A 20271-nucleotide genomic window follows, 5' to 3' on the forward strand; every position below is an offset into this window, starting at 1 on the left:
TCCTCTCAGGCCTGGGTGTAGCGGATGACGAGGTTGCCGAGCCGGTCGACCCGGCCGACGCAGCCCTCGGGCAGGGCGACGGTGGTGGTGGGCGCCTCGACGACGGCGGGGCCCTTGATCTCGTGGCCCTCCGCGAGGTCCCGGTAGTCGTGGATGTCGGCGTCCTGCCAGCCACGCCGCGGATCGAGGAACACCCGGCGGCTGGTGACCGGACGGGCATCGCCGTCCGCAGCACCGACCGGGGTGAGCCGGGGCCGGATCGGGAGCACGCCGACCGCCTGGGTGCGGTAGGTGATCAGCTGCAGGCCGGCCTCGGCGAAGCCGGACCCCTTGCCGTAGAGCTGTTCGTACCGGTCGCCGAAGGCGTCACCGACGCCGCCGAGGCCGGCGGCGTCGAGGTCGCCGACCGGGACCGGCGTCGCCACCTCGGCCAGCTGCATCGTGTAGCGCAGGTCGGCCTCGGAGCGGTACTCCACGTCGGCGAAGCGCAGCTGCTGAGCAGCGAGCCGACCGTCCAGCTCGGTGCGCAGCTGCTGGAAGGCGCCGTTGAAATCGGCCGGGTCGGGCGGGAAGTTCGTCGGGGACGAGAGCTCCGCGGTCAGCACGATGTCCGACGCCGCGAGCCCGTAGGCGGAGAACACCGCGGCGGTCGGGCCGAGGGGGACGACGACCTCGCCGATCTCCAGGTCGGCCGCGTAGCTGGCGCAGTGCATGGGCCCGGCCCCGCCGAAGGCGTAGAGCACGAAGTCGCGCGGGTCCTGCCCCGACGTCACGACCACCTTGCGGACCAGGTCGGCGGTCTGGGCGTTCTGGATGGCGTAGACCGCGGCGCACGCCTCGTCGACGGTCAGGCCGAGCGGTTCGGCGATCCTCGCCCGGACGGCGTCCGCGGCCAGCTCGACCGAGAGCTGCTTGCGGCCGCCGAGGAAGTTGTCCGGGTTGACGATCCCGAGCAGGAGGTCGACGTCGGTGACCGTCGGATCCGTCCCGCCCTCGCCGTAGCAGGCGGGCCCGGGGCGTGCCCCCGCGCTGCGCGGGCCGACGTGCAGGTTGCCCCCGGCGTCGACCCAGGCGATCGCGCCCCCGCCGGCACCGATGGTGTGCACGTCGACCATCGGCACGTTCACCTGGTACTGGTTCAGCACCGTGCTCGTGGTGGAGACCGCCTCGCCGTCCACCACCAGGCCGGCCAGGAACGTCGTCCCACCCATGTCGGTGGAGATCACGTTCCGGTGCCCGAGCTCGTCGGCCAGCCGGGTGCAGCCGACGACCCCGCCGGTGAGCACCGAGCCGATGGTGGTGATGGCCCGGGACGGGGCGTCGGCGGAGTCGACGCACCCGCCCGAGCCCTGCATCACGAGCAGGGAACCGCCGAACCCGCGCTCACGGAGCTCGGCCTCCAGCGGGCGCAGGTAGTCCCGCAGCCTCGGCCCGACCTGGGTGTTCATGATCGTCGTGGCGCTGCGCGCGTACTCCCTGATACGCGGGCTCACGTCGCTGGACAGCGCCACGTACAGACCTGGGGCCTCCTCGGCCACGATCTCCCCGACGCGCTGCTCGTGCGCCGGGTTGCGGAAGCTCCACAGCAGGCTGACCGCGATGGCCTCCGCACCGGCCGCGACGAGTTCGCGCACGGCGGTACGTGTCCCCTCCTCGTCCAGCTCCACGACCACCGCACCCTTGTGGTCGACCCGCTCGTCGATCTCCCGGACCAGCTGCGGAGGCACGAGCGGGCGCGGCTTGTCGGTGCGGACCATGTCCTGCACCCGGTCCGAGCCCAGTCCGGCGTAGCGGCCCTCGAGGTTCATGATCGCGATGGAGTCGCCGTGGCCGCGGGTGGTGAGGAACCCGACCGTCGCGACGTCCCCGGTGACCAGCGCATTCAGCGTCGAGGTCGTCCCGTGGACGATGTAGTGGGTGTCCGTGAGCAACTCGCCCGTGCTCGTGCCGAGGGCGTCGGCCAACTCGTCGAGCACGGTCAGGAAGCCCTGGGCGAAGTCCGGCGGGGTGGACGGGGTCTTCGTCCCCGCCACCCGCCCCTCGCCATCCGCGACGAACGCGTCGGTGAAGGTGCCGCCGATGTCGATGCCGATCACGTAGGCCATGTCGTCTCCCGGAGGCGTGGCGACCTTCGCCCGTGGGCGACCGGTCTGTGAGGTGGACCACCAGCAGAGCAGGAGGAAGCTCTGCTGTCCAGCAGCTTGTTCCTGTGAGCAGAGAACTAGCTGCTGGGCAGGATGAAGACGAGCCAGGTGATCGCCGGGGCCGTGACGACCATGGCCATGCCCCAGGCGAGCATCGTGCGGAACAGCGGACCCCGGTCGGCCTCGGGTGCGTTGGCGAGCGTCAGCGCGCCGACCGAGGAGAACGGCGTGGAGTCCACGACCGTGGCCGACACGGCGAGTGCGATCACCATGGCGGTGACCCCGACCTCGCCCTGGACGAGGAAGGGCACCGCCAGCGGGATCAGCACGCCCAGCAACCCGGCCGAGGAGGCGAAGGCCGAGGTGATGGCACCCACCAGGCAGAGCAGGAAGGCCGTCAGCAGCGGGTTGCCCAGCCCGGCGATGCCGTTCCCGACCACGTCGATGGTCCCGTAGCGCTGCAGGGCACCCACGAACGTGACCACACCGCAGATCAGCAGGACGACGGACCAGACGATCCGCCGGTCGGCCTGCTCGAAACGGCTCGGGAAGAGCAGGTGAAGCAGGGCGGCGGCGACGAGGGCGAGGAACCCGATCTCCAGGTCGAAGACCAGGGCGCCGATCGCGACGCCCAGGATGACGACCAGGGTGATGATCTGGTCCAGCCGTAGCGGGGTCTTCACCGGGGCCACGTGCGGGGCGCGGGTGGTGGTGCGCGCCCCGCCGGCCGCGGTCTCACCGTCCGCGGTCTCGTCGGCACCGACACCGGCGACCACCGGGTCCTCGACGGCCGGCCGGGTGCGGGCCTGCAGGTCACCGGCCGAGGCGACGCGGTCCCGACCCTCCCGGATCAGGGCGCGGCCACCGAACACCAGATAGATGACCACGGCCAGACCGACGTTGTAAGCCGCGTTGCCGAAGAACAGCTCGGCCGCGGACACCTGCAGACCGTTGGCCTCGGCCACCTGCCGGACGATGATCGCCAGGCCGTTCAGCGGCGAGAAGTTCCCCAGGCAGGACCCGTGCATGACCATCAGCGCGGCCATCCGGCGGTCGACGCCGTAGCGCTCGCCCAGCCGCAGGCACAGCGGGGCCAGCATGGCGACACCGGCCGGGCCGAGGGCGCCGGCCAGGGTGGGTACCGCGGAGAACACGAAGATCAGCCACGGCACCAGGGCCGGACGATCACCCAGCAGACTGATGGCCCGGTCCACGAGCCACTCCAGGGTGCCGTTGACCGCCGCGAGCCCGAACAGGTAGGTGACGCCGACCAGGAGGACGAACAGGTCGGGCGGGAACCCGGCCAGCAGTTCGTCGACGGTCTCGTTCGCGACGAGCGTCCCGATGAAGAAGGTGGCGATCAGCGCCAGCGCCCCGATGTTGATCGGTCGGAGCGTGCCGACCACGAACACCAGGACGAGCGCCACGACACCGATGACGTGGATGGACACGGGGTCTCCAGCCTGAGCGGGGAGCGCCGGCGAGGCGGGGCCCCGGCCGACGGCGGACACATTCGCAGCTTATTTCTGCGGTGCAGAGGTCCTTTCTGGCATAGTCACCCGGGAGGTGTCAACCGTCACAACGGATCCGCCCGGAGGCCCCATGGGAACGAACCCACCCGTTCGCACCGGTAGCGACCTGGTCGTGGAGTGCCTGACCGCCGAGGGGGTCGACCTGGTCGCCGGCGTCCCCGGCACCACCGTCATGGACCTGATCGACAGCCTGGCCAGGCAGGACGCCATCCGGTTCGTGCACACCCGGCACGAGCAGGTGGCCGGGTTCCTGGCCGACGGCCGGTCGAGGGCCGGGCAGCTGGGCGTGGCCCTGGTCTCCCGCGGGCCCGGCGCGGCGAACGCCGCCATCGCGGTGCACAACGCCTACGACGAGTCGGTGCCGCTGCTGCTGCTGGTCGGGCAGGTCCCCGGGTCCATCACGGAACGCCGCTCCTTCGAGGAGATGGACGTCGTCTCGACGTTCGCGCCGATGAGCAAGTGGGTGGTCGAGGTCCACCGGGCCGACCGCATCCCCGAGCTCCTCCAGCGAGCCGTCCGCACCGCCGTCACCGGGCGGCCCGGCCCGGTCGTGGTCTCCCTCCCCCTCGACGTCCTCCAGGCCGAGGTCGCAGCCGACGTCCAGCCGGCGCGCCGGGTCCGGGCGCACCCGCCGGCACCCGCGCCGACCGCGGTGCAGGACGCGGTCGCGCTGCTGTCCGCCGCGCAGCGGCCGGTGCTGGTCGTCGGCGGGGGCGCCACCGGCCGCACGGCCGAGCTGACCCGGCTGGCCGACCGGCTGGCCGCGCCGGTGATCACCACCTGGTTGCGCCAGTCGTTGGTCTCCCACGACCACCCGGGCTTCCTGGGCGCCCTCGGCTACGGCGCGCACGACGTCACCGAGCAGACCGTCCAGGAGGCCGACGTGCTGCTCGCGGTCGGGTGCCGGTTCTCCGAGTTCAGCACCAAGCGGTGGACGCTGGTGGACCCGGCGACCCGCATCGTCCACGTCGACGTCGACGCCACCGAGCTCGGCCGCGTGCACCTGCCCGAGGTGGGCATGGTCGCCGACGCGGGTCTGGCGGCCACGGCCCTCGCCGATGCGCTGCCACCCCCCTCGCAGGCCAGGACGGATCGGCGGGACGAGCTGCGGCAGCGCTACCTGGCCGCGACGTCGTTGGACTCACCGGCACTGGCCGACGACGACCCGGCCGGCAAGGTCAGCAGCACGGCCCTGGTCCGCGCGCTGCAGGAGCTCGCCGACACCCCGGGGCACCTGCTGGTGCAGGACGCGCCGAGCTTCGGCCCGTGGAGCCACCGCTACCTCCGGCTGCCCCGCGCGGGCAGCTTCGCCGGGTCCGCCGGCGGGGCGATGGCCTGGGGTTTCCCGGCCGGGCTGGGCATGGCGCTGGCCCGCCCGGACCTCCGGGTGGTGACCGTCAGCGGCGACGGCAGTTTCTGGATGGTCGCCCAGGACCTCGAGACCGCGGTGCGCGAGCGCATCCCCACCGTGAACGTCGTCGTCAACAACGACGCCTACGGCAACACCCGCGACCGGCAGCGCTCCGCGCACGGCGGCCGCTACCTGGGGGTCTTCTACGGCAACCCCGACTTCGCGGAGTTCGCCCGGTCGCTGGGGGCGTTCGGCGCCCGGGCGACCACCGACGAGGAGGTGGGCCCGGCCCTGCGGGCGGCGCTGGCCCAGGACCTCCCCGCGGTCGTCGAGGTGGTGCAGGACCAGATGTACGGCCTGCCGCCCGGCCTGCTCCCCCCGGCCGCCCGGTGAGCACCCCGCCGAAGGGCCGACCGCGCTGGCTGACGGCGCTGGTGGTGTGGGCCGGCCTGTTCCCGTTCTCCATGGTCTACGGCCTGTGGGCCGCCCCTGCACTGGCCCACCTGCCGGTGGTCGTCCAGTCCCTGGCCAGCTCGGCGGTGCTCGTCCCGCTGGCCGTCTTCGTCGGCATCCCCGCCGTCGACGCCCTGCTCCGGAGGCTGCCGTGACCCGCCCGCACCTGACCATGGCCGTGCAGGCCTACGACCGGTTCCGCCCGCTGTTCGACGGTCGCGTGCAGGTCGCGGGCGTCGACCTCAACTGCCTGGACCTGCCGGTCGAGGAGACCTTCCACCGGATGGTCGCCCACCAGGAGTTCGAGGTCGCGGAGCTGTCGATGTCGACCTACGTGCTGACCCTCTCGCGCGGGGCGCCGTTCGTCGCCGTCCCGGTGTTCCCGTCGCGGGCCTTCCGGCACAGCGCCGTCTACGTCCCCACGGACTCCCCGGTCACCGACCCGGCTCAGCTGGCCGGTGGGCTGATCGGGGTGCCCGAGTACCAGATCACCGCGGCCGTCTGGGTGCGAGGGATCCTCGCCGAGCACCACGGCTTGCCCGTGTCCGCGGTGCGCTACCGGTCCGGGGGGCTCGACACCCCGGGACGGGTGGAGAAGGTCCCGCTGGACCTGCCCGAGGACGTCGAGGTCCAGCCCATCGGCCCCGGGGCGACGCTGTCGCGGATGCTGGCCGACGGCCAGCTCGACGCCGTGCACAGCGCCCGCAACCCCGGCACGCTCGGCTCGGGGGTCCGCCGGTTGTTCGCCGACCCGCGCGCGGTCGAGGCCGACTACTTCAGGCGCACCGGGGTCTTCCCGATCATGCACGTGCTGGTGATCCGGCGGGACGTGCACGAGCGGTACCGGTGGCTGGCCCAGGAGCTGGTGAAGGCCTGCGCCGAAGCCAAGCGGGTCGGCGTGGCCGGCATCGGCGAGACGGCTGCCCTGCCCTCGGCCCTGCCCTGGTCGTGGGCCGAGGCCGAGCGGACGGTCGAGGTGCTGGGCGAGGACTGGTGGCCCTACGGGGTGGAGCGCAACCGCACGACCCTCGACACGTTCCTCCGCTACTCCCACGAGCAGGGGTTGGCGGCCCGCAGGTACGAGCCCGAGGAGCTGTTCGCCCCCGAGTCCCTGTCCTCGGTCGTGGTGTAGGACGCCCGGTGTCGACATGTCGGTTCGTCGCCGTGTCGACACCGGTGCCCGCGGTCAGCAGGAGGGCACCACCGGGAGGCCCCGCGACAGCGCCCCCAGCCAGGCGCCGAACAGCGGCAGGCTCTGCGGCAGCCCGGTGACGTGCTCGGCGGGCAGCAGGTCCAGCCGGGTGGTGACCCCGGCCGCGCACCAGGTCTGGTGCAATTGCTGCGCCTGGCCGAGCGCGACGACCTCGTCGGCCCCGGCGTGCGACTGGTGGATCGGCACGGTCGGCGCGGGCCGGGCGCCGAGGTCGTTCTCCGCGATCACCGCGGCGATGTCGGGATCGGCGAGCAGCTGCTCCAGGGTCGAGCCGTCGGCGGTGTAGTCCTGCACCGAGCTGAACGCGGTGGTCAGCGTGCCCGCGCCGCCCACGCACTCGGTGCGCAACTGCGCCACCAGGGCCCGGCCGCGGTCGCTGAGCCGCCCGTCCAGCCGGACGGCGTCCGGGTACGCGGCGTCCAGGCCGATGACGCCGAGCAGGCCGAAGTAGGCGGCCGGTCCGCCGTCCAGGCTCCGGGCCAGCGCACCCAGGTCGGCCGGCACCCCGCCGACCGCCGCGCCCCGCAGGTGCAGGTCGGGGGCGTACTCCGGGGCCGACGACGCCGCCCACGCCGCACCGCCGCCGCCCTGCGAGTAGCCCTGCAGCAGGACCGGGGAGTCGTCGGTGCTGCGGGCACCGGGGACGGCGGACGCGGCACGCGCCAGGTCGAGGACGGCGTGCGCCATGGCCGGGCCGGTCGTGTAGGTCGGCGAGCCCCCGTTCAGGTAGCCGTCGTAGTCGGTGACGGCGACCGTCCACCCCTGCGCCAGCCCGGCCGCGACCGAGGCGAGTTCGTACTCGGTGCCGGCGACGAACTGCCTGCTGGGTGCGCACTGCGGACCCAGCCCCTGGGTGCCCGGCGCGATGGCCAGCACGGTGCCCGCGTTGCTGCCCAGCACGGGCGTGAAGACCGTGCCCGAGACGACCTCGGGCTCCCCCGTCGCGCTGGTGGAGGTGTAGAGCACCGTCGTCGCGGTGAACGGCAGCACGCCGGCCAGCGGGACGGCGGCCGGGCGGGTGCGCAGCACGGTGCCCGGCCCGCCGGTGGGTGCGGGCGGGTCGTAGAAGGGGTCGACCTGGGCGGTGGGCGCGGGGACCACGGTGGCGGGGGTCAGGTCCGCCACGGCCGGGGCGGCCTGGGCCGGTGAGGTCGTGAGCGCGAGGGCGCCAGCGGTGAGCACGGCGAGGGCGAGACGACGGGACATCAGGCGACTCCGGTGTCGGTTTGTCCGTGACGGTCATTCACACCAACGAGCCGGCCTGCCCGAGGTCACGCCCCGGCCATCGCCACCCGCCGGGCGGGACACCTTCTGCGCGGACCTCGCGCTCTGCCCACACCCGGTGGGCAGCGCACGACGTCGTGGGGGAACACCCTGCCGTCGCGAACCGGGACGGAGGGTGACCGGCCAGGTTCAGCGCGCCAGCTCCGCGAGCCGGTCCAGGAACGGCAGCTGACCCTTCACCAGCTTCGTGCGGGCGGTCTCCAGGTCCAGCCAGGCGGCCCGGTCGATCTCCGGGTAGCTCTGCAGCCGGCCCGAGCGCGGTGGCCACTCCAGCTCGAAGGTGTTGCTGACGACGGCGTCGGCGTCCAGGTCGCCCTCGGCGGCCCAGACGGTGAGCACCTTGGACCCGCGGACGACACCGAGCGGGACCAGCAGGTCCGGTGCGGGGTGGCCGGTCTCCTCGGCGAACTCGCGGCGGGCGGCGGCCTCGGCGTCCTCGCCGTCGTCGTGCTCGCCCTTCGGGATGGACCAGGCGTGGTCGTCCTTGCGCGCCCAGAACGGCCCGCCCATGTGGCCCAGCAGCACCTGCAGCTCCGGGTCGCGGCGGAACAGCAGGATCCCGGCACTGCGTCGTGGCACGGACCCATCTTGACCCGGTCTTTGCCCGGCCTTGACCCTGGGCGGGCGACGGTCAGGGGGTGGCTGCTCCCCCCGCACTGCTCGCCGACCGCTACGAGCTGGGCCACCTGCTGGGCGCCGGCGGGATGGCCGTGGTGCACCGCGCGCACGACCGGGTGCTCGACCGGCCCGTCGCGGTCAAGCTGCTCCCCCCGGACAGCCCGGCCGACGCGGTCGACCGGTTCCGGGCCGAGGGACGCCGGCACGCCGCGGTGCGCCACCCCGGCGTGCTGCCGGTGCTCGACGCGGGTGCCGACGCGGGTTGGCACTACCTGGTCCTCGAGCTGGCCGCCGGGTCGCTGGCGCAGCTGCTGCACCGCCGTCCGGTCCTCCCGGCCGCCGAGGCCGGTCCACTGCTGGTCCAGGTCGCCCAGGCACTGGCGGCCGCGCACCGGGCCGGGGTCGTGCACCGCGACGTCAAGCCGGGCAACGTCCTGCTCGACGCGGGCGGCCGGGCCCGGCTGACCGACTTCGGCATCTCGCTGGGCGCCGGTGGCGTCGACGGACTGCCCGCCGACCAGCTCCTGGGCACCCGCGAGTACCTCTCCCCCGAGCGGCTGCTCGGCGCCCCGGCGACGCCGGTCGACGACGTCTGGGCGGTCGGCGTGCTCGGTCACCAGCTGCTCACCGGCCAGCGCCCGACCGGACCCCTCCCGCCCCTGCCCACCGGTGTCCCCGTGCCGCTGCGGGCCGCGCTGGCACGTGCCGTGCACCCCGACCCGGCCTGCCGGCCCGTCGACGGCGACGCGCTGGTCGCCCTGCTCAACGCGCCCGGGGCACCGGAGCCGGCCGTCGCGCAGCCCCGCGTCGCCCTGTCCGTGGTCCCCGTGCCGTCCGCCCCGGACGGCGGGACCCGCCCGCTGGAGCCGGTGCGCCGACCACGCGCGACGGGCCGGTGGGCGGCGGCGGCGCTCACCGGGTGCGTGCTGCTCGGCGGCTCCCTGGCGACGGCCTTCCCGGGTGTCGCCGCGGTGCTCACCTGCTGATCAGGCCGGAGGCCCGAGCTCCAGCACGACCTGCGTGCCGTCGGCGCCCGCGACCGTGGCCGCACCGCCGGAGGCCTCCGCGGTGCGCCGGGCGATGTCCAGCCCCAGCCCGGTCGACCCGCGGCCGGAGACGCCGCGCTGCACGGCGCCCGTCGCGTGCACGCCCGGCCCGCGGTCGGCCACCACGAGCCGGGCCCCTCCGCCGGCCCGGGGTGCGACGGTGACCGCGAACGGGGTGCCCGCCGGGGTGTGCGCGAAGACGTTGCCCAGCAGCGCGTCGACCGCGGCGGCGAGGTCCGCGGCGGGCAGCCGGACCGGCAGCGGCCCCGGGGCCACGTCGACGTCGACCACCCGGTCCTCGTCCTCGGCCAGCACCGCCCAGAAGGCGACCCGGTCGGCCACCACGGCGACGGCGTCGCACTGCGCCTGCAGGCCCGCGCGGACCGGGCGGCGGGCCTCGGAGATGACCGCGTCGACGGTGCGGGACAGCTCGTCGACGTCCTCGACCAGCCGGTCGCGGCCGGCGCCGGCGGGCAGGGCGTCGACGTCCAGCCGCAACGCGGTCAGCGGGGTGCGCAGACGGTGCGCGAGGTCGGCGGCGTTCTCCCGCTCGGCGACCAGCAGCTCCCCGATCCGGCCGGCCAGCCGGTTGACCGCCGTCCCCACCGCGCGGATGTCGGCCGGTCCGGCGGGTTCGACCCGGGCGTCCAGTTCGCCGCGGCCCAGCCGGTCGGCGGTCGCGGCCAGCTCGCTGACCGGCCGGGTGAGCGAGTGCGCCAGCCGGTCGGCGACCAGCAGGGCGAGGGTGAACAGCACGACGCCGAGGCCGCCGAGCACCAGCCAGGTGCGCAGCACGCCGGCCCGCAGCACGTCGTCGGGCACCCGGACGGTGACCACCGCGGTGCCGCCGCCCCGGGCGACGGGCTGGACCACGACGGTGCCGCCGTCGACGTCCACGGTGGTGGCGGTGCTCGGGACCGCCGCCGGGAGCACCGCGGCCGGGTCGCCGACGAGGGTGCCGTCGGGCCAGACGACGGCGACCTGCCGCCCGGCGGCGAGGCCGGTGTCCACGGCGGCGGTGACGCCGTCGAGCCCGGGGGCGAGCGCGACCACGGGGAGCAGGGTCTGCACCTGCTGGCGGGCGGCGTCCAGCGCGCGGGCCTCGGCGACCCGGGACACCAGCGCGGCCGCCGGGAGCAGGAAGGCCAGCAGCACCACCGAGGTGGTCGCCGCGACCAGCAGGGTGATCCGGCGCCTCACGCGGCCGGCCCGGCCAGCCGGACGCCGACCCCGCGCACGGTGTGCAGCAGCCGCGGTGAGTCGGCGCTCTCGCCGAGCTTGCGGCGCAGCCAGGAGAGGTGGACGTCGACGGTCTTGTCCGAGCCGCCGTAGGGCAGCTGCCACACCTCGGCGAGCAGTTCCCGCTTGCTGACCACCGTCCCCGCGCGGGCGGCGAGGTAGGCCAGCAGCTCGAACTCCTTCGGGCTCAGCGGCACCTCGGCACCGGCCAGGGTCACCCGGTGGGTGCGGACGTCGACCGACAGGTCACCGACGACCACCGGCCCGGCGTCGACGTCGGGGCCGGTGGCCCGGCGCAGGACGGCGCGGATGCGGGCGTCGAGCTGGCCGGCCTGGAAGGGCTTGACCACGTAGTCGTCGGCGCCGGCGTCCAGCGCACCGACGACGCTGGCGTCCTCGTCGCGGGCGGTGGTGACGATGACCGGCACCGCCGACACCGCCCGCAGCATCCGGAGCAGCTCGACCCCGTCCAGGTCGGGCAGGCCGAGGTCGAGCAGCACCAGGTCCGGACGGCGGTCGAGCACCTGCTGCAGGCCGGCGAGCGCGGTGCCGGTGGACTCCACGACGTGGCCGCGGTCGCGCAGCGCACGGATGACGGCACCACGGATGCGATCGTCGTCCTCGATCACGAACAGGGAGGCCACCGGGGAACGCTAGCCGGGCCGTCGCGCCAGCGACCAGGCCAGCACCCAGACCGACCCGACGGTGAGCACCAGCGCGCCCGGGACGTGCGCGGCCATCTCCCCGGAGCTGCCGAGCGCGGCCTGCACGAAGCCCGCGGCGAACACGGCCACGGCCACCACCGATGGCCACAGCGGTCCGGAGGTCCGCTGCCGCAGCCACAGGGCGGCGGCCGCGGCGGCCAGGCTGACCACGTGCAGGGCGATCGCGCCCGCGGCGTGCAGGTCGTCCGAGCCGCCGGGGCCGATGAGCTCACCGGCGGTGACGAACTGCCAGGCCAGCACCACGACGGTCGCCGCGGCGGCGACCCGTAGCGCGAGCAGCGGGGTCGCCGTGCCCGGCCGCGTGACGGTCCGCTCAGTCATCGGAGCCGTGCCCGCCGGAGCCCGAGTCGTCGGACCCGGAGTCGTCCGAGCCGTGCCCGCCAGAACCGTGGTCGTCGGCGGTGGGTGACGCGGACGCCGGCGAGCTGGACGGCGAGGACCCGGGAGCCGGGGTGACCGCCGGGCGGTCGTCGTCCCCGCCACGGTCGTCCCCGCCGCGGTCGTCGGTGCCGTCGTCGTCGCCGCCCTCGGCGACGGAGAACACCGGGCCGGCCGGGCCGCAGGTGGCGGTGACGTGGATGCGCCGGTCGCCGCCCTTCAGCTCGACGGCGGTGGCGGTGGAGGAGTCGTCGACCTCCCAGCCCGGCGCCGGGGCACTGCCCAGCTGGAGCTGGCCGTCGACGCAGGAGCCGTACACCGTGCCGCCGTCGGTGGCCTGCTGCCCGGTGAGCGGGGCCGGCGGCGAGACCTCGGGGGACGAGGACGACGACGGGCTGCCCGCGGACGGCGTGACCGCGGCGGTGGTGACGGCGGCGGCGGCCGAGGCCGGCACGGGGTCGGCGTCGAGCAGCCCGACGGCGAAGAAGCCGAGGCCCACCGCAGCGGTGGCGGCGCCGGCCCAGGCGGTGGCGAGGAGAGGTGTGGTTCGCATGCAGGTCACTCTCCGGTCGGCGGGCTCAAGGCCAGGCTAAGGCTGTGCTGTCCCTGAGCCCGGGTCCCAGCCCAGCGCGGGACCCAGTCGGGTGGCCATGTCGGTGAGGATCTGCACGTAGTCCTCGTGCTCGAAGCTGAACGGCAGCGCGAAGGCGACCTCGTCGACCTGCCGGAAGCCGGCGTGGGCGTGCAACTGCTCGGCGATCTGCTCCGCCGTCCCCACGACGTCCGGGGCGAACAGCAGCCTGCCCGGGCCCTGGGGTTCGCGTGTGCGCGGCAGCCGGGCCGCGGCGTAGGCCTCGTACTTCTCCCGCTGCTCGCGCGTCGCGGTGTCGGTGGGGATGACGACCAGGCCCTGGGAGACCCGCCCGGCCGGGAACACGGCGCGGTAGGCGGCGATCTGCTCGCCCTGGATGGCCGCGAAGTCGGTGCCCTCGGCGCCGGTGACCACGCTGGAGGTGAGCAGGTTCAGCCCGTTCTCGGCCGCCCAGGTGGCCGAGCGCAGGCTGCCCGCGCCCAGCCACACGCGCTCGCGCAGGCCCGGGCTGTGCGGCTGCACCCGGTCGGAGAACACCTCGATGCCCTGGGTGCCGGCGGTGGCGACGGGGTCGCCGCCCACCGCGCGCAGGAAGCGGTGCACCCGCTCGTAGGTGAAGTCCTCGACGTCGGCGGTGTCGGGGTAGACGAGGTCCTTGATGTCGTCCCAGCGCATGGGCAGGCCGGCGCTGACGCCGGGGTTGATGCGGCCGCCTGCGAGCAGGTCGACGGTGGCCAGGTCCTCGGCCAGCCGCACCGGGTTCTCCCAGCCCAGCGGGGTCACCGCCGTCCCGAGCTCGATGCGCGAGGTGCGCTGGGACGCCGCGGCCATGATCGCCACGGGACTCGAGACGCCGTACTGCAGGTGCCGGTGCCGCAGCCACGCCGAGTCGAAGCCCAGCTTCTCCCCCAGCTGAATCTGCGCGAGCAGGGCCTCCATCCCGGGGCGCGGGTCGTCGCCGTCGAAGGTCCCGATGGTCAGGAAGCCGAGCTTGCGCAGGGGCTGGTCAGCGGTGGGCACGACCGGTGAACCGCGGTGTGGCCCCCGGCGTTCCCGAGGGGCTGCCACCGGGCCCGGACCAGGTCAGGCGGGCCCGGCGGCAGCGGTCCGGTCAGGCCCTCATCGGGCCCAGGTCGCCCGCAGGGCGCGCAGCACGTTGCCGCCGAGCACCTTGCGGACGTCGTCGTCGTCGAAGCCGTGGTCCAGCAGCCAGGCGGCGACGTTCGGGAAGCACTCGGCCGGGTTCTCCATGCCGTCCACCCAGGCCACCCGCTCGGGCTCGGGCGCACCGGGCCGGGGCGCGGTCTGCAGCAGCGACGAGAACGTGGTGTGCAGACCGACGTGGTCGCCGAACAGGGTGTCCGGGCCGAGGCCGACGTGGTCGATGCCGACCAGGTCGATGCAGTGCAGCAGGTGGTCCATCACCGACGCCAGGCTGTGCGCCCGGTGGTCGTGCGACACCGTGGTGTGCGGCGCCGCGGACATGCCGATCACCCCGCCGGTGCCGGCCACCGCGCGCAGCAGGTCGTCGGACTTCAGCCGCGGGATGTCCCACACCGCCTTCGCCCCGGCGTGCGTGCACAGCACCGGTGCCTCGGAGACGGCGCAGGCGTCGATGCCGGTGCGGTCGGAGGAGTGCGCGACGTCCACCGCCATGCCCAGCCGGTTCATCCGCCGCACCGCGGCCCGGCCCAGCGTGGTGAGCCCGCCGTCGACCGGCTCGTTGCAGCCCGAGCCCAGCGCGTTGGCGTCGGAGTAGACCAGCCCGCAGTGCCGGATGCCCAGCCCGTAGAGCACGTCGAGCTTGTCCAGGTCGTTGCCGATCGGCGTGGCCGCCTCCAGGCCGAACACCAGCCCGACCTTCCCGGCGGCGTGCACGGCCTCCGCCTCGGCGACCGACCGCACCACGACGACGTCGTCGGAGTGCGCCAGGTCGGCCAGCCGCATGCCCAGGTCGACCACGACGTCGTCCCACTGCCAGGGCGCGTTGCCGGTGACGCAGGCGGTGCCGTCCATCATCCCGTCGAGCACGATCGTGATGCCCGAGCTGCGCAGCCCGGCGAACGCGGTGTGCTGCCGGCCCGTGCGGTTGTAGCGCGGGGTGTCGGCCATGTCGGCGGGGAAGAGCACCGGATGGTCGTGCAGGCTGACCGTCAGCGACTCCTCGACCAGCACGCGGGCCCGCGCCACCACCTCGGGCGCCGGCGGCGTCGTCCACGGCGCGACCCGCGGACCGTCGGGGGCCAGCGGCACCATCGGCAGCGGCAGGTCACCGCGCAGGTAGTCGTAGGACGCGTAGCCCCCGTCGGCGCTCACGACCCCTCCCCCAGCCGGTCGAGCAGCCCGGTCCAGGCCGCGATCCCGGCGCCGATCCGGGCCACCCGGAAGAACTCGTCGGGTGCGTGGTGCTGCTCGTCGGCGGTGGCGAAGGAGAAGAACAGCGTCTTGACCCCCAGCACCTCCTCGAACAGCGCGGTGCAGGGCAGCGTGCCGGCGATGACCGCCAGCAGCACGTCCTCGCCCGGGTGCACGTCGGCCAGCGCGGCCCGGCCGGCGACGACGGCCGGGTGGTCGGGCGGGATCCGGTAGGCGGGCACCCGGACGCCGTCGTCGACCACCTGCACCGCCACCCCGGCCGGGGCGTGGGCGTGCACGTGCGCGATCACCGCGGCGACCACGGCGCCCGGGTCCTGCTCCCCCACCAGGCGGCAGGTGACGTGCGCGGTCGCGGTGTGCGGGATGACCGAGTACTTGCCGCCGCCGGTGACCCCGTTCACCTCCAGCGTCGGCCGCTCCCAGAGCCGGGTCAGGGTGTCGAAACCGGCCTCGCCGGCCAGCGCGGGGACGCCGAGCCCGGCCCGGTAGGCCTCCTCGTCGAACTCGATCGCCTCCAGTTCCGCCCGCCGCTCCGGCGTGGGGTCGGGCGCGCCGTCGTAGAACGAGGGGACCGCGACCCGGCCGTCGGCGTCGTGGAAGGAGGCGATCACCCGGGCCAGCGCGTGCACCGGGTTGGCCACCGTGCCGCCGTACCGGCCCGAGTGCAGGTCGGTCGCGGAGCCGGTGACCACCACGTCCAGGGACACCAGGCCCTTGGAGGCGATGGAGATCGAGGGCTCGCTGGGCCGCCACATCGCGCCGTCGGCGGAGACCACCAGGTCGCACGCGAGGTCGGTCGCGTGCGCCCGCACGTAGTCGCCCAGGTGCGGGCTGCCGATCTCCTCCTCCCCCTCGAGCAGGAACCGCAGGTTCACCGGCAGGGTGCCGCGCTCGGCGAGCAGCCGGCGGACCAGGTGCACCACCTGCAGCACCGGTCCCTTGTCGTCGGTGGCGCCCCGGCCACGGACGACGTCCTCGCCGCGCACGACTGTGCGGGTCAGCTCGTAGGGCGGGGTGGTCCACTCGGCGAGGTCGCCGGTGGGCTGCACGTCGTAGTGGCCGTAGACCAGCACGATCGGCTTGCCCGGCGCCCCGGTCCAGTCCGCCCGGACGACGGGGTTGCCCCGCGTCTCCTCCACCCGGCCGCCGACGAAGGCGAGCCGGCCGGCCAGCCACTCCGCCGCCGCGCGCATGGTCTCGGGCGACGCGTGCCGGCTGTCGCTGGGGATCGCGACGAACTCGGCGAGGTCGGTCAGCACCTCCTCGGTCGCGGTCACCGGGCCCGCCCCGCCAGCGCCAGCACCCGGGCCATCTCGTTGCCCACCACCATCAACCCCTCGTCCACGCCCATCCCCGGCTTGGCCAGCACCTGCGACGCACCGCACGCCATCGCCACGTGCGCGGTGACCTGCGCCGACCGGTCGGTCTCCGCGCAGCTACCGCCGCAGAACGCGGCCGCACCGGCGGCCCGCACGGCCAGCAGCGCCTCGACGGTGTGCACCAGCGAGCCCAGGTCGGGCGTCTTGACCTGGACGACGTCGGCCGCGCCCGCGGCGAGGAAGGCCCGGACGTCGTCGACGGTGTTGCACCACTCGTCGACCACCACCTGCACCGGGCTGCCCAGGCGGGCCAGCTCGGCGCGCAGCGCGGCCATCGCGGCGATCTGCCCGTCGCGGCTGCCGCCGTCCATCGGGTGCTCCACGGCGAGCGGGAACGGCGCGCAGGCCTCACCGAGCGCGGCCAGGTACGCCGCCACCGCGCCGACGTCACCGCCGAAGGCGAGCCCGAGCGTGCCGTAGACGTCGACGTGCAGCCGCGGGGTCGCACCGGGGGCGAGCTCGCCGGCCCGGGCGACCAGCCAGCGCAGGTAGTCCGCCAGCCGGCTGCCGTCGGTCCCGATCAGCTCGAGCGAGTTGAACAGCCCGTGCGGCAGGACGTCGACGCCGTGCAGCAGCATCTTCTCCGCCCCGGTGCGCCGCTCGTCGCCGCTCTGCGCGTAGAGCGGGACGGCGGCGAGCTCGACGCCGGTGGCCCACTCGTCGCGCACCACCTCGGCCATCGTGCGGCGCTGCGCGCGGGCCGCGACGGCGAGCAGCGCCTGGCTGACCCCGTACCCGATCGCGGTGTGCACCGGCAGCGCCGCCAGCTCCTCGGCGACGTCGCGGAAACCCGTCACGTCCCGGCCGCGCAGCTCGTCGGCCAGCGGCCCGAGCACCACGTCCCGGGCCCCGACGGCGTCCAGCACGGGGTCCCGCCCGCCGACGCCGCTGTACTGCACCGCGGCGCAGTCCCCGTGCTCGACCGAGCCGTCCTCCAGCACCAGCAGCACGCTCAGCGCCTGCGCCGGCTGCCGGATCGCCCGGAACCCCGGCGTGAGCGGGGCGCCGGCGTAGCCGAAGCCGTCGTGCGGGGCGCCGGCCACGATCGCGGCCTGGTCGTCGGTGAAGAACCCGCCGCGCACCGGCACGGCGAGGACGTCGGTGATCCTCACCCGGCGAGCACGGTCTTGATCGACCGCCGCTGGTCCATCGCGGCGTAGCCCTCGGCGACCTGCGCCAGCGGCAGGGTCAGGTCGAACACCGGCGAGGGGTCCAGCGTGCCGGCCAGCACCCGCTCGACCAGGTCGGGCAGGTACTTGCGCACCGGCGCGATGCCGGCGGCGACCGACAGGTGCTGGCGGACGATCGGGAACAGCGGGATCTCCGGCGAGGTGTGCGGCACGCCGACCGCGCCGACCTGCCCGCCGACCCGGGCCATGCCCAGCGCCATCTCCCAGGACTGCGGCGTGCCGACGGCCTCCACGACGTGCCGGGCGCCGCGGCCGCCGGTCAGCTCCCGCACCGCGGCGATCCCCTCCTCGCCGCGGGCGGCGACGACGTCGGTGGCCCCGAACGCCCGCCCGACGGCGGCGCGGTCCTCGTGCCGGCTCATCAGCACGACCCGCTCGGCGCCCAGCACCGCCCGGGCACCGAGGACGGCGCACAGCCCGACCGCGCCGTCGCCGATCACGACCGCCGTGGAGCCGGCGCCGACGCCGGCCAGCACCGCGCCGTGCAGCCCGGTGGCCATCACGTCCGACAGGGCCAGCAGCGCGGGCAGCTGCGCGTCGTCGACGCCGGCCCGGCCACCGGGGACGGCGACCAGCGTGCCGTCGGCCTGCGGCACCCGCACCGCCTCGCCCTGCCCGCCGTCCGACCCCGGGGCGCCGAACCCGCCCCCGTGGTCGCAGCGGGTGTGCACGCCGTCCAGGCACGCCGGGCAGGTGTTGTCCGACCAGGTGAACGGGGAGACGACCAGGTCACCCGGGCGCACGGTGGTGACCGCGGCACCGACGTCGGTGACCGTGCCGATGAACTCGTGGCCGCACCGGGACCCCGGCGCGCGGTCGACGACCCCGCGGTACGACCACAGGTCCGAGCCGCAGATGCACGAGCGCAGCACCTCGACGACCGCGTCGGTCGGCTCGACCAGCGCGGCGTCGGGCACGTCCTCGACGGTGACGACGCCGGCCGCCTGGTACACGGCGGCCCTCATGCCGCACGCCCGGCGACGAAGGCGGCGAGCTCGTCGAGGTTGGCGACCTCGTTGACCCGCCGGCCGTCCTCGATGTCGTGGATGATCTCGCCGATCTTCGCGAAGACCGGGCCGTCCAGGTCGCGCAGCATGCTGTCGATCTCCGTCTTCCGCTTGCGCACCGCGAGGTCGCGGTAGATGCCGCTGTGGGTCTTGGCGCTGCGCCGGTTGAACGCGGCCAGCCGGTCGAGGGACCCCTCGAGGTCGTCGGGCTCGAAGCCGTCGAAGCTCTCCACCGGCACCGGCGCCCGGGCGAGCACTTCGCGGGCGACGGCGAGCATGAGCGGGCGGTACTCCGGGCGCTCCAGGGTCTCGGCGATCGAGAGGTCGCTGACCGCGCCGGCCCACAGCATCGCGCCGTAGGCCTCCTTGCCCCAGAGGTAGCCCAGCACGTTGTCGGTGGCCTGGGCGTAGGGCAGCACGTCGACGAACTCGCGCACCCGGTCGGTGACCGGCCCGCCGTCCAGCTCGCCGACGTGGAAGGCGGCGACGTTGCCCTGCATGACCCGGCCCGGGCCCATCACGTCGGCGCCGATGTTGACGAAGGAGGATATGACCCGCTCCCGGCCGACGGCCTCGACCAGCAGGTCGGCCGTCAGACCGTTCTGCACGGTGAGGACGACGCCGTCGGGTGCCAGCCGGTCGGTCAGCGGCGCGACGGCGTCCCGGGTGTGGTGGCTCTTCACGGCCACGACCGCCCGGTCGATGCGGTCGGGCAGCTCGTCGGGCGTCACGATCGGCACGTCGACGGTGAACTCCTCGACCGGGCCCTCGATCGCGAACCCGTGCTCCCGGACCGCGGCCACGTGGTCGCGGTCGGCGTCGCAGAGCAGCACGTCCACGCCGTCGCGGGCCATCCGCGCACCGAGGACCCCGCCGATCGCGCCGGCGCCGATGACGACGTACCTCATGCCGGCACCACGCGGTCGAGGAACTCCCGCATCGTCGCCTGGAACAGCTCGCGCTCCTCGACCTGCGGCGAGTGGCCGGAGTTCTCGAAGACCACCAGCTCGGACCCCGGCAGCAGCTCGGCGATGGTCTCCGAGGAGCTGACCGGGGTGACCCAGTCGTACCGGCCGACGGTGACCAGGGTGGGTGCGGTGACCGCGGGCAGGTCGGCCTTCAGGTCGTAGGAGCCCCAGTTGTGCTGGAAGCACCAGTTGTGCGCCTCGTGCCGGTAGATGCCGGCCTCGACCGCGGCGTCGGCCTTCACCGGGTCGTACTCCTTGTCGTAGAGCGGGATGAGGTCCCGCCACAGTTCCTTGAGGTCGGTGTCGGACCGGGTCTCGCCGTGCCAGTACCGGTTGAAGCGCTCCCAGTCGATCTCCACCCGGTCCTGGTTGCGGGCGTTCTCGAAGGCCAGCTCCAGGTTGGAGCCGTCGGCGGAGGTGTCGCGCAGCACCATCGCCCGCACCCGGCCGGGGTAGCGGACGGCGTACTCCAGCGCGATGAACCCGCCGTAGGACCCGCCGGCCACCACGACCTCCTCGGCGCCGGTCCACTCGCGCAGGCCCTCGACGTCGGCGGCCCACTGCTCGTGGCTGTAGGGCGGCACGCCCTCGGACAGGCCGCAGCCGCGGGCGTCGAAGACGACGACCCGGAACCGGTCGGCCAGCGGCCCGAAGGTGGCCTTCGGCTCGGCGAGGGAGCCGATGCCCCCGCCGCCGTGGTGCGCGATGAGGACCGGGGCGTCGTCGTCCCCCAGCACCTCGACGACCAGCCTCGCGCCGTTGATGGTCAGGTCCAC

At 74.7% G+C, this 20271-nt stretch carries 19 protein-coding genes; 4 read left to right on the forward strand and 15 right to left on the reverse strand.

The features are described from left to right. Window positions 1-5: 5 nt before the first annotated feature. Both NH342_RS02370 and NH342_RS02375 read right to left on the reverse strand, forming a co-directional pair. Window positions 6-2105 (reverse strand): hydantoinase/oxoprolinase family protein, encoded by a 2100-nt coding sequence (locus NH342_RS02370; protein WP_253010879.1) that lies wholly within the window; start codon window positions 2103-2105, stop codon window positions 6-8. A 116-nt stretch (window positions 2106-2221) separates the two neighbouring features. After that, the gene (locus NH342_RS02375) at window positions 2222-3595 is read right to left on the reverse strand and encodes an SLC13 family permease (protein WP_253010881.1); all 1374 of its coding nucleotides are present in this window, start codon (window positions 3593-3595) and stop codon (window positions 2222-2224) included. Between the two features lie 151 nt (window positions 3596-3746). Here NH342_RS02375 and NH342_RS02380 point away from each other — a divergent pair, with 151 nt between their 5' ends. From NH342_RS02380 to NH342_RS02390, 3 genes are read left to right on the forward strand one after another with little or no spacing between them, the layout of a single operon-like run. Next, window positions 3747-5420, forward strand: coding sequence for a thiamine pyrophosphate-binding protein (locus NH342_RS02380; RefSeq protein WP_305884820.1), 1674 nt, complete (start codon window positions 3747-3749; stop codon window positions 5418-5420). Continuing rightward, on the forward strand, window positions 5417-5635 hold the full coding sequence (locus tag NH342_RS02385; RefSeq protein WP_253010885.1) for a hypothetical protein: 219 nt from the start codon (window positions 5417-5419) through the stop codon (window positions 5633-5635). The genes NH342_RS02380 and NH342_RS02385 overlap by 4 nt, the downstream gene beginning before the upstream one ends. Continuing rightward, window positions 5632-6612, forward strand: coding sequence for a hypothetical protein (locus NH342_RS02390; protein ID WP_253010887.1), 981 nt, complete (start codon window positions 5632-5634; stop codon window positions 6610-6612). Before NH342_RS02385 ends, NH342_RS02390 begins: the two co-directional genes overlap by 4 nt. A gap of 54 nt (window positions 6613-6666) precedes the next feature. Here NH342_RS02390 and NH342_RS02395 read toward each other — a convergent pair whose 3' ends face one another. Continuing rightward, the gene (locus NH342_RS02395; RefSeq protein ID WP_253010889.1) at window positions 6667-7899 is read right to left on the reverse strand and encodes a lipase family protein; all 1233 of its coding nucleotides are present in this window, start codon (window positions 7897-7899) and stop codon (window positions 6667-6669) included. Between the two features lie 207 nt (window positions 7900-8106). After that, complete coding sequence (locus NH342_RS02400; protein ID WP_253010891.1) at window positions 8107-8556, reverse strand: NUDIX domain-containing protein; 450 nt, start codon at window positions 8554-8556, stop codon at window positions 8107-8109. Between the two features lie 59 nt (window positions 8557-8615). On the opposite strand from NH342_RS02400, the gene NH342_RS02405 reads away from it, so the two are divergent. Continuing rightward, on the forward strand, window positions 8616-9581 hold the full coding sequence (locus tag NH342_RS02405; RefSeq protein WP_253010893.1) for a serine/threonine-protein kinase: 966 nt from the start codon (window positions 8616-8618) through the stop codon (window positions 9579-9581). Here the strand turns inward: NH342_RS02405 and NH342_RS24030 are convergent, their stop codons facing one another. From NH342_RS24030 to NH342_RS02460, 11 genes are all read right to left on the reverse strand, one after another. After that, window positions 9582-10841, reverse strand: a complete 1260-nt coding sequence (locus NH342_RS24030) for a HAMP domain-containing sensor histidine kinase (protein WP_253010895.1) — start codon at window positions 10839-10841, stop codon at window positions 9582-9584. Continuing rightward, window positions 10838-11524 carry a response regulator transcription factor gene (locus NH342_RS02415; protein WP_253010897.1) on the reverse strand — a complete coding sequence of 229 codons (687 nt, stop codon included), beginning with the start codon at window positions 11522-11524 and terminating at the stop codon, window positions 10838-10840. The genes NH342_RS24030 and NH342_RS02415 overlap by 4 nt, the downstream gene beginning before the upstream one ends. Before the next feature lie 9 nt (window positions 11525-11533). Then, a complete protein-coding gene (locus NH342_RS02420; protein ID WP_253010899.1) occupies window positions 11534-11926 on the reverse strand; it encodes a hypothetical protein in 393 nt (130 codons plus the stop codon). Continuing rightward, window positions 11919-12536, reverse strand: coding sequence for a hypothetical protein (locus NH342_RS02425; RefSeq protein WP_253010940.1), 618 nt, complete (start codon window positions 12534-12536; stop codon window positions 11919-11921). Before NH342_RS02425 ends, NH342_RS02420 begins: the two co-directional genes overlap by 8 nt. 36 nt (window positions 12537-12572) lie before the next feature. Then, window positions 12573-13595 carry an LLM class flavin-dependent oxidoreductase gene (locus tag NH342_RS02430; protein WP_253010901.1) on the reverse strand — a complete coding sequence of 341 codons (1023 nt, stop codon included), beginning with the start codon at window positions 13593-13595 and terminating at the stop codon, window positions 12573-12575. 99 nt (window positions 13596-13694) lie between these two features. Beyond that, window positions 13695-14891, reverse strand: a complete 1197-nt coding sequence (locus NH342_RS02435; protein ID WP_253010902.1) for a dipeptidase — start codon at window positions 14889-14891, stop codon at window positions 13695-13697. Next, window positions 14888-16228 (reverse strand): M20/M25/M40 family metallo-hydrolase, encoded by a 1341-nt coding sequence (locus NH342_RS02440; protein WP_253010904.1) that lies wholly within the window; start codon window positions 16226-16228, stop codon window positions 14888-14890. Before NH342_RS02440 ends, NH342_RS02435 begins: the two co-directional genes overlap by 4 nt. Further along, window positions 16225-17442, reverse strand: coding sequence for a methylaspartate ammonia-lyase (locus tag NH342_RS02445; protein ID WP_253010906.1), 1218 nt, complete (start codon window positions 17440-17442; stop codon window positions 16225-16227). Before NH342_RS02445 ends, NH342_RS02440 begins: the two co-directional genes overlap by 4 nt. Then, a complete protein-coding gene (locus NH342_RS02450; protein ID WP_253010908.1) occupies window positions 17439-18485 on the reverse strand; it encodes a zinc-binding dehydrogenase in 1047 nt (348 codons plus the stop codon). The genes NH342_RS02445 and NH342_RS02450 overlap by 4 nt, the downstream gene beginning before the upstream one ends. Continuing rightward, window positions 18482-19435 carry a ketopantoate reductase family protein gene (locus NH342_RS02455; protein ID WP_253010910.1) on the reverse strand — a complete coding sequence of 318 codons (954 nt, stop codon included), beginning with the start codon at window positions 19433-19435 and terminating at the stop codon, window positions 18482-18484. The genes NH342_RS02450 and NH342_RS02455 overlap by 4 nt, the downstream gene beginning before the upstream one ends. Then, complete coding sequence (locus NH342_RS02460) at window positions 19432-20271, reverse strand: alpha/beta fold hydrolase (RefSeq protein ID WP_253010912.1); 840 nt, start codon at window positions 20269-20271, stop codon at window positions 19432-19434. The genes NH342_RS02455 and NH342_RS02460 overlap by 4 nt, the downstream gene beginning before the upstream one ends.

Source organism: Klenkia sp. PcliD-1-E (assembly GCF_024124375.1).
Lineage (GTDB): Bacteria > Actinomycetota > Actinomycetes > Mycobacteriales > Geodermatophilaceae > Klenkia.

Excerpts from the sequence above, each read along its gene's own strand:
- NH342_RS02370 (WP_253010879.1), bottom strand. The coding sequence starts at position 2,105 with ATGGCCTACGTGATCGGCATCGACATCGGCGGCACCTTCACCGACGCG.
- NH342_RS02380 (WP_305884820.1), top strand. The coding sequence starts at position 3,747 with ATGGGAACGAACCCACCCGTTCGCACCGGTAGCGACCTGGTCGTGGAG.
- NH342_RS02395 (WP_253010889.1), bottom strand. The coding sequence starts at position 7,899 with ATGTCCCGTCGTCTCGCCCTCGCCGTGCTCACCGCTGGCGCCCTCGCG.
- NH342_RS02420 (WP_253010899.1), bottom strand. The coding sequence starts at position 11,926 with ATGACTGAGCGGACCGTCACGCGGCCGGGCACGGCGACCCCGCTGCTC.
- NH342_RS02425 (WP_253010940.1), bottom strand. The coding sequence starts at position 12,536 with ATGCGAACCACACCTCTCCTCGCCACCGCCTGGGCCGGCGCCGCCACC.
- NH342_RS02450 (WP_253010908.1), bottom strand. The coding sequence starts at position 18,485 with ATGAGGGCCGCCGTGTACCAGGCGGCCGGCGTCGTCACCGTCGAGGAC.
- NH342_RS02455 (WP_253010910.1), bottom strand. The coding sequence starts at position 19,435 with ATGAGGTACGTCGTCATCGGCGCCGGCGCGATCGGCGGGGTCCTCGGT.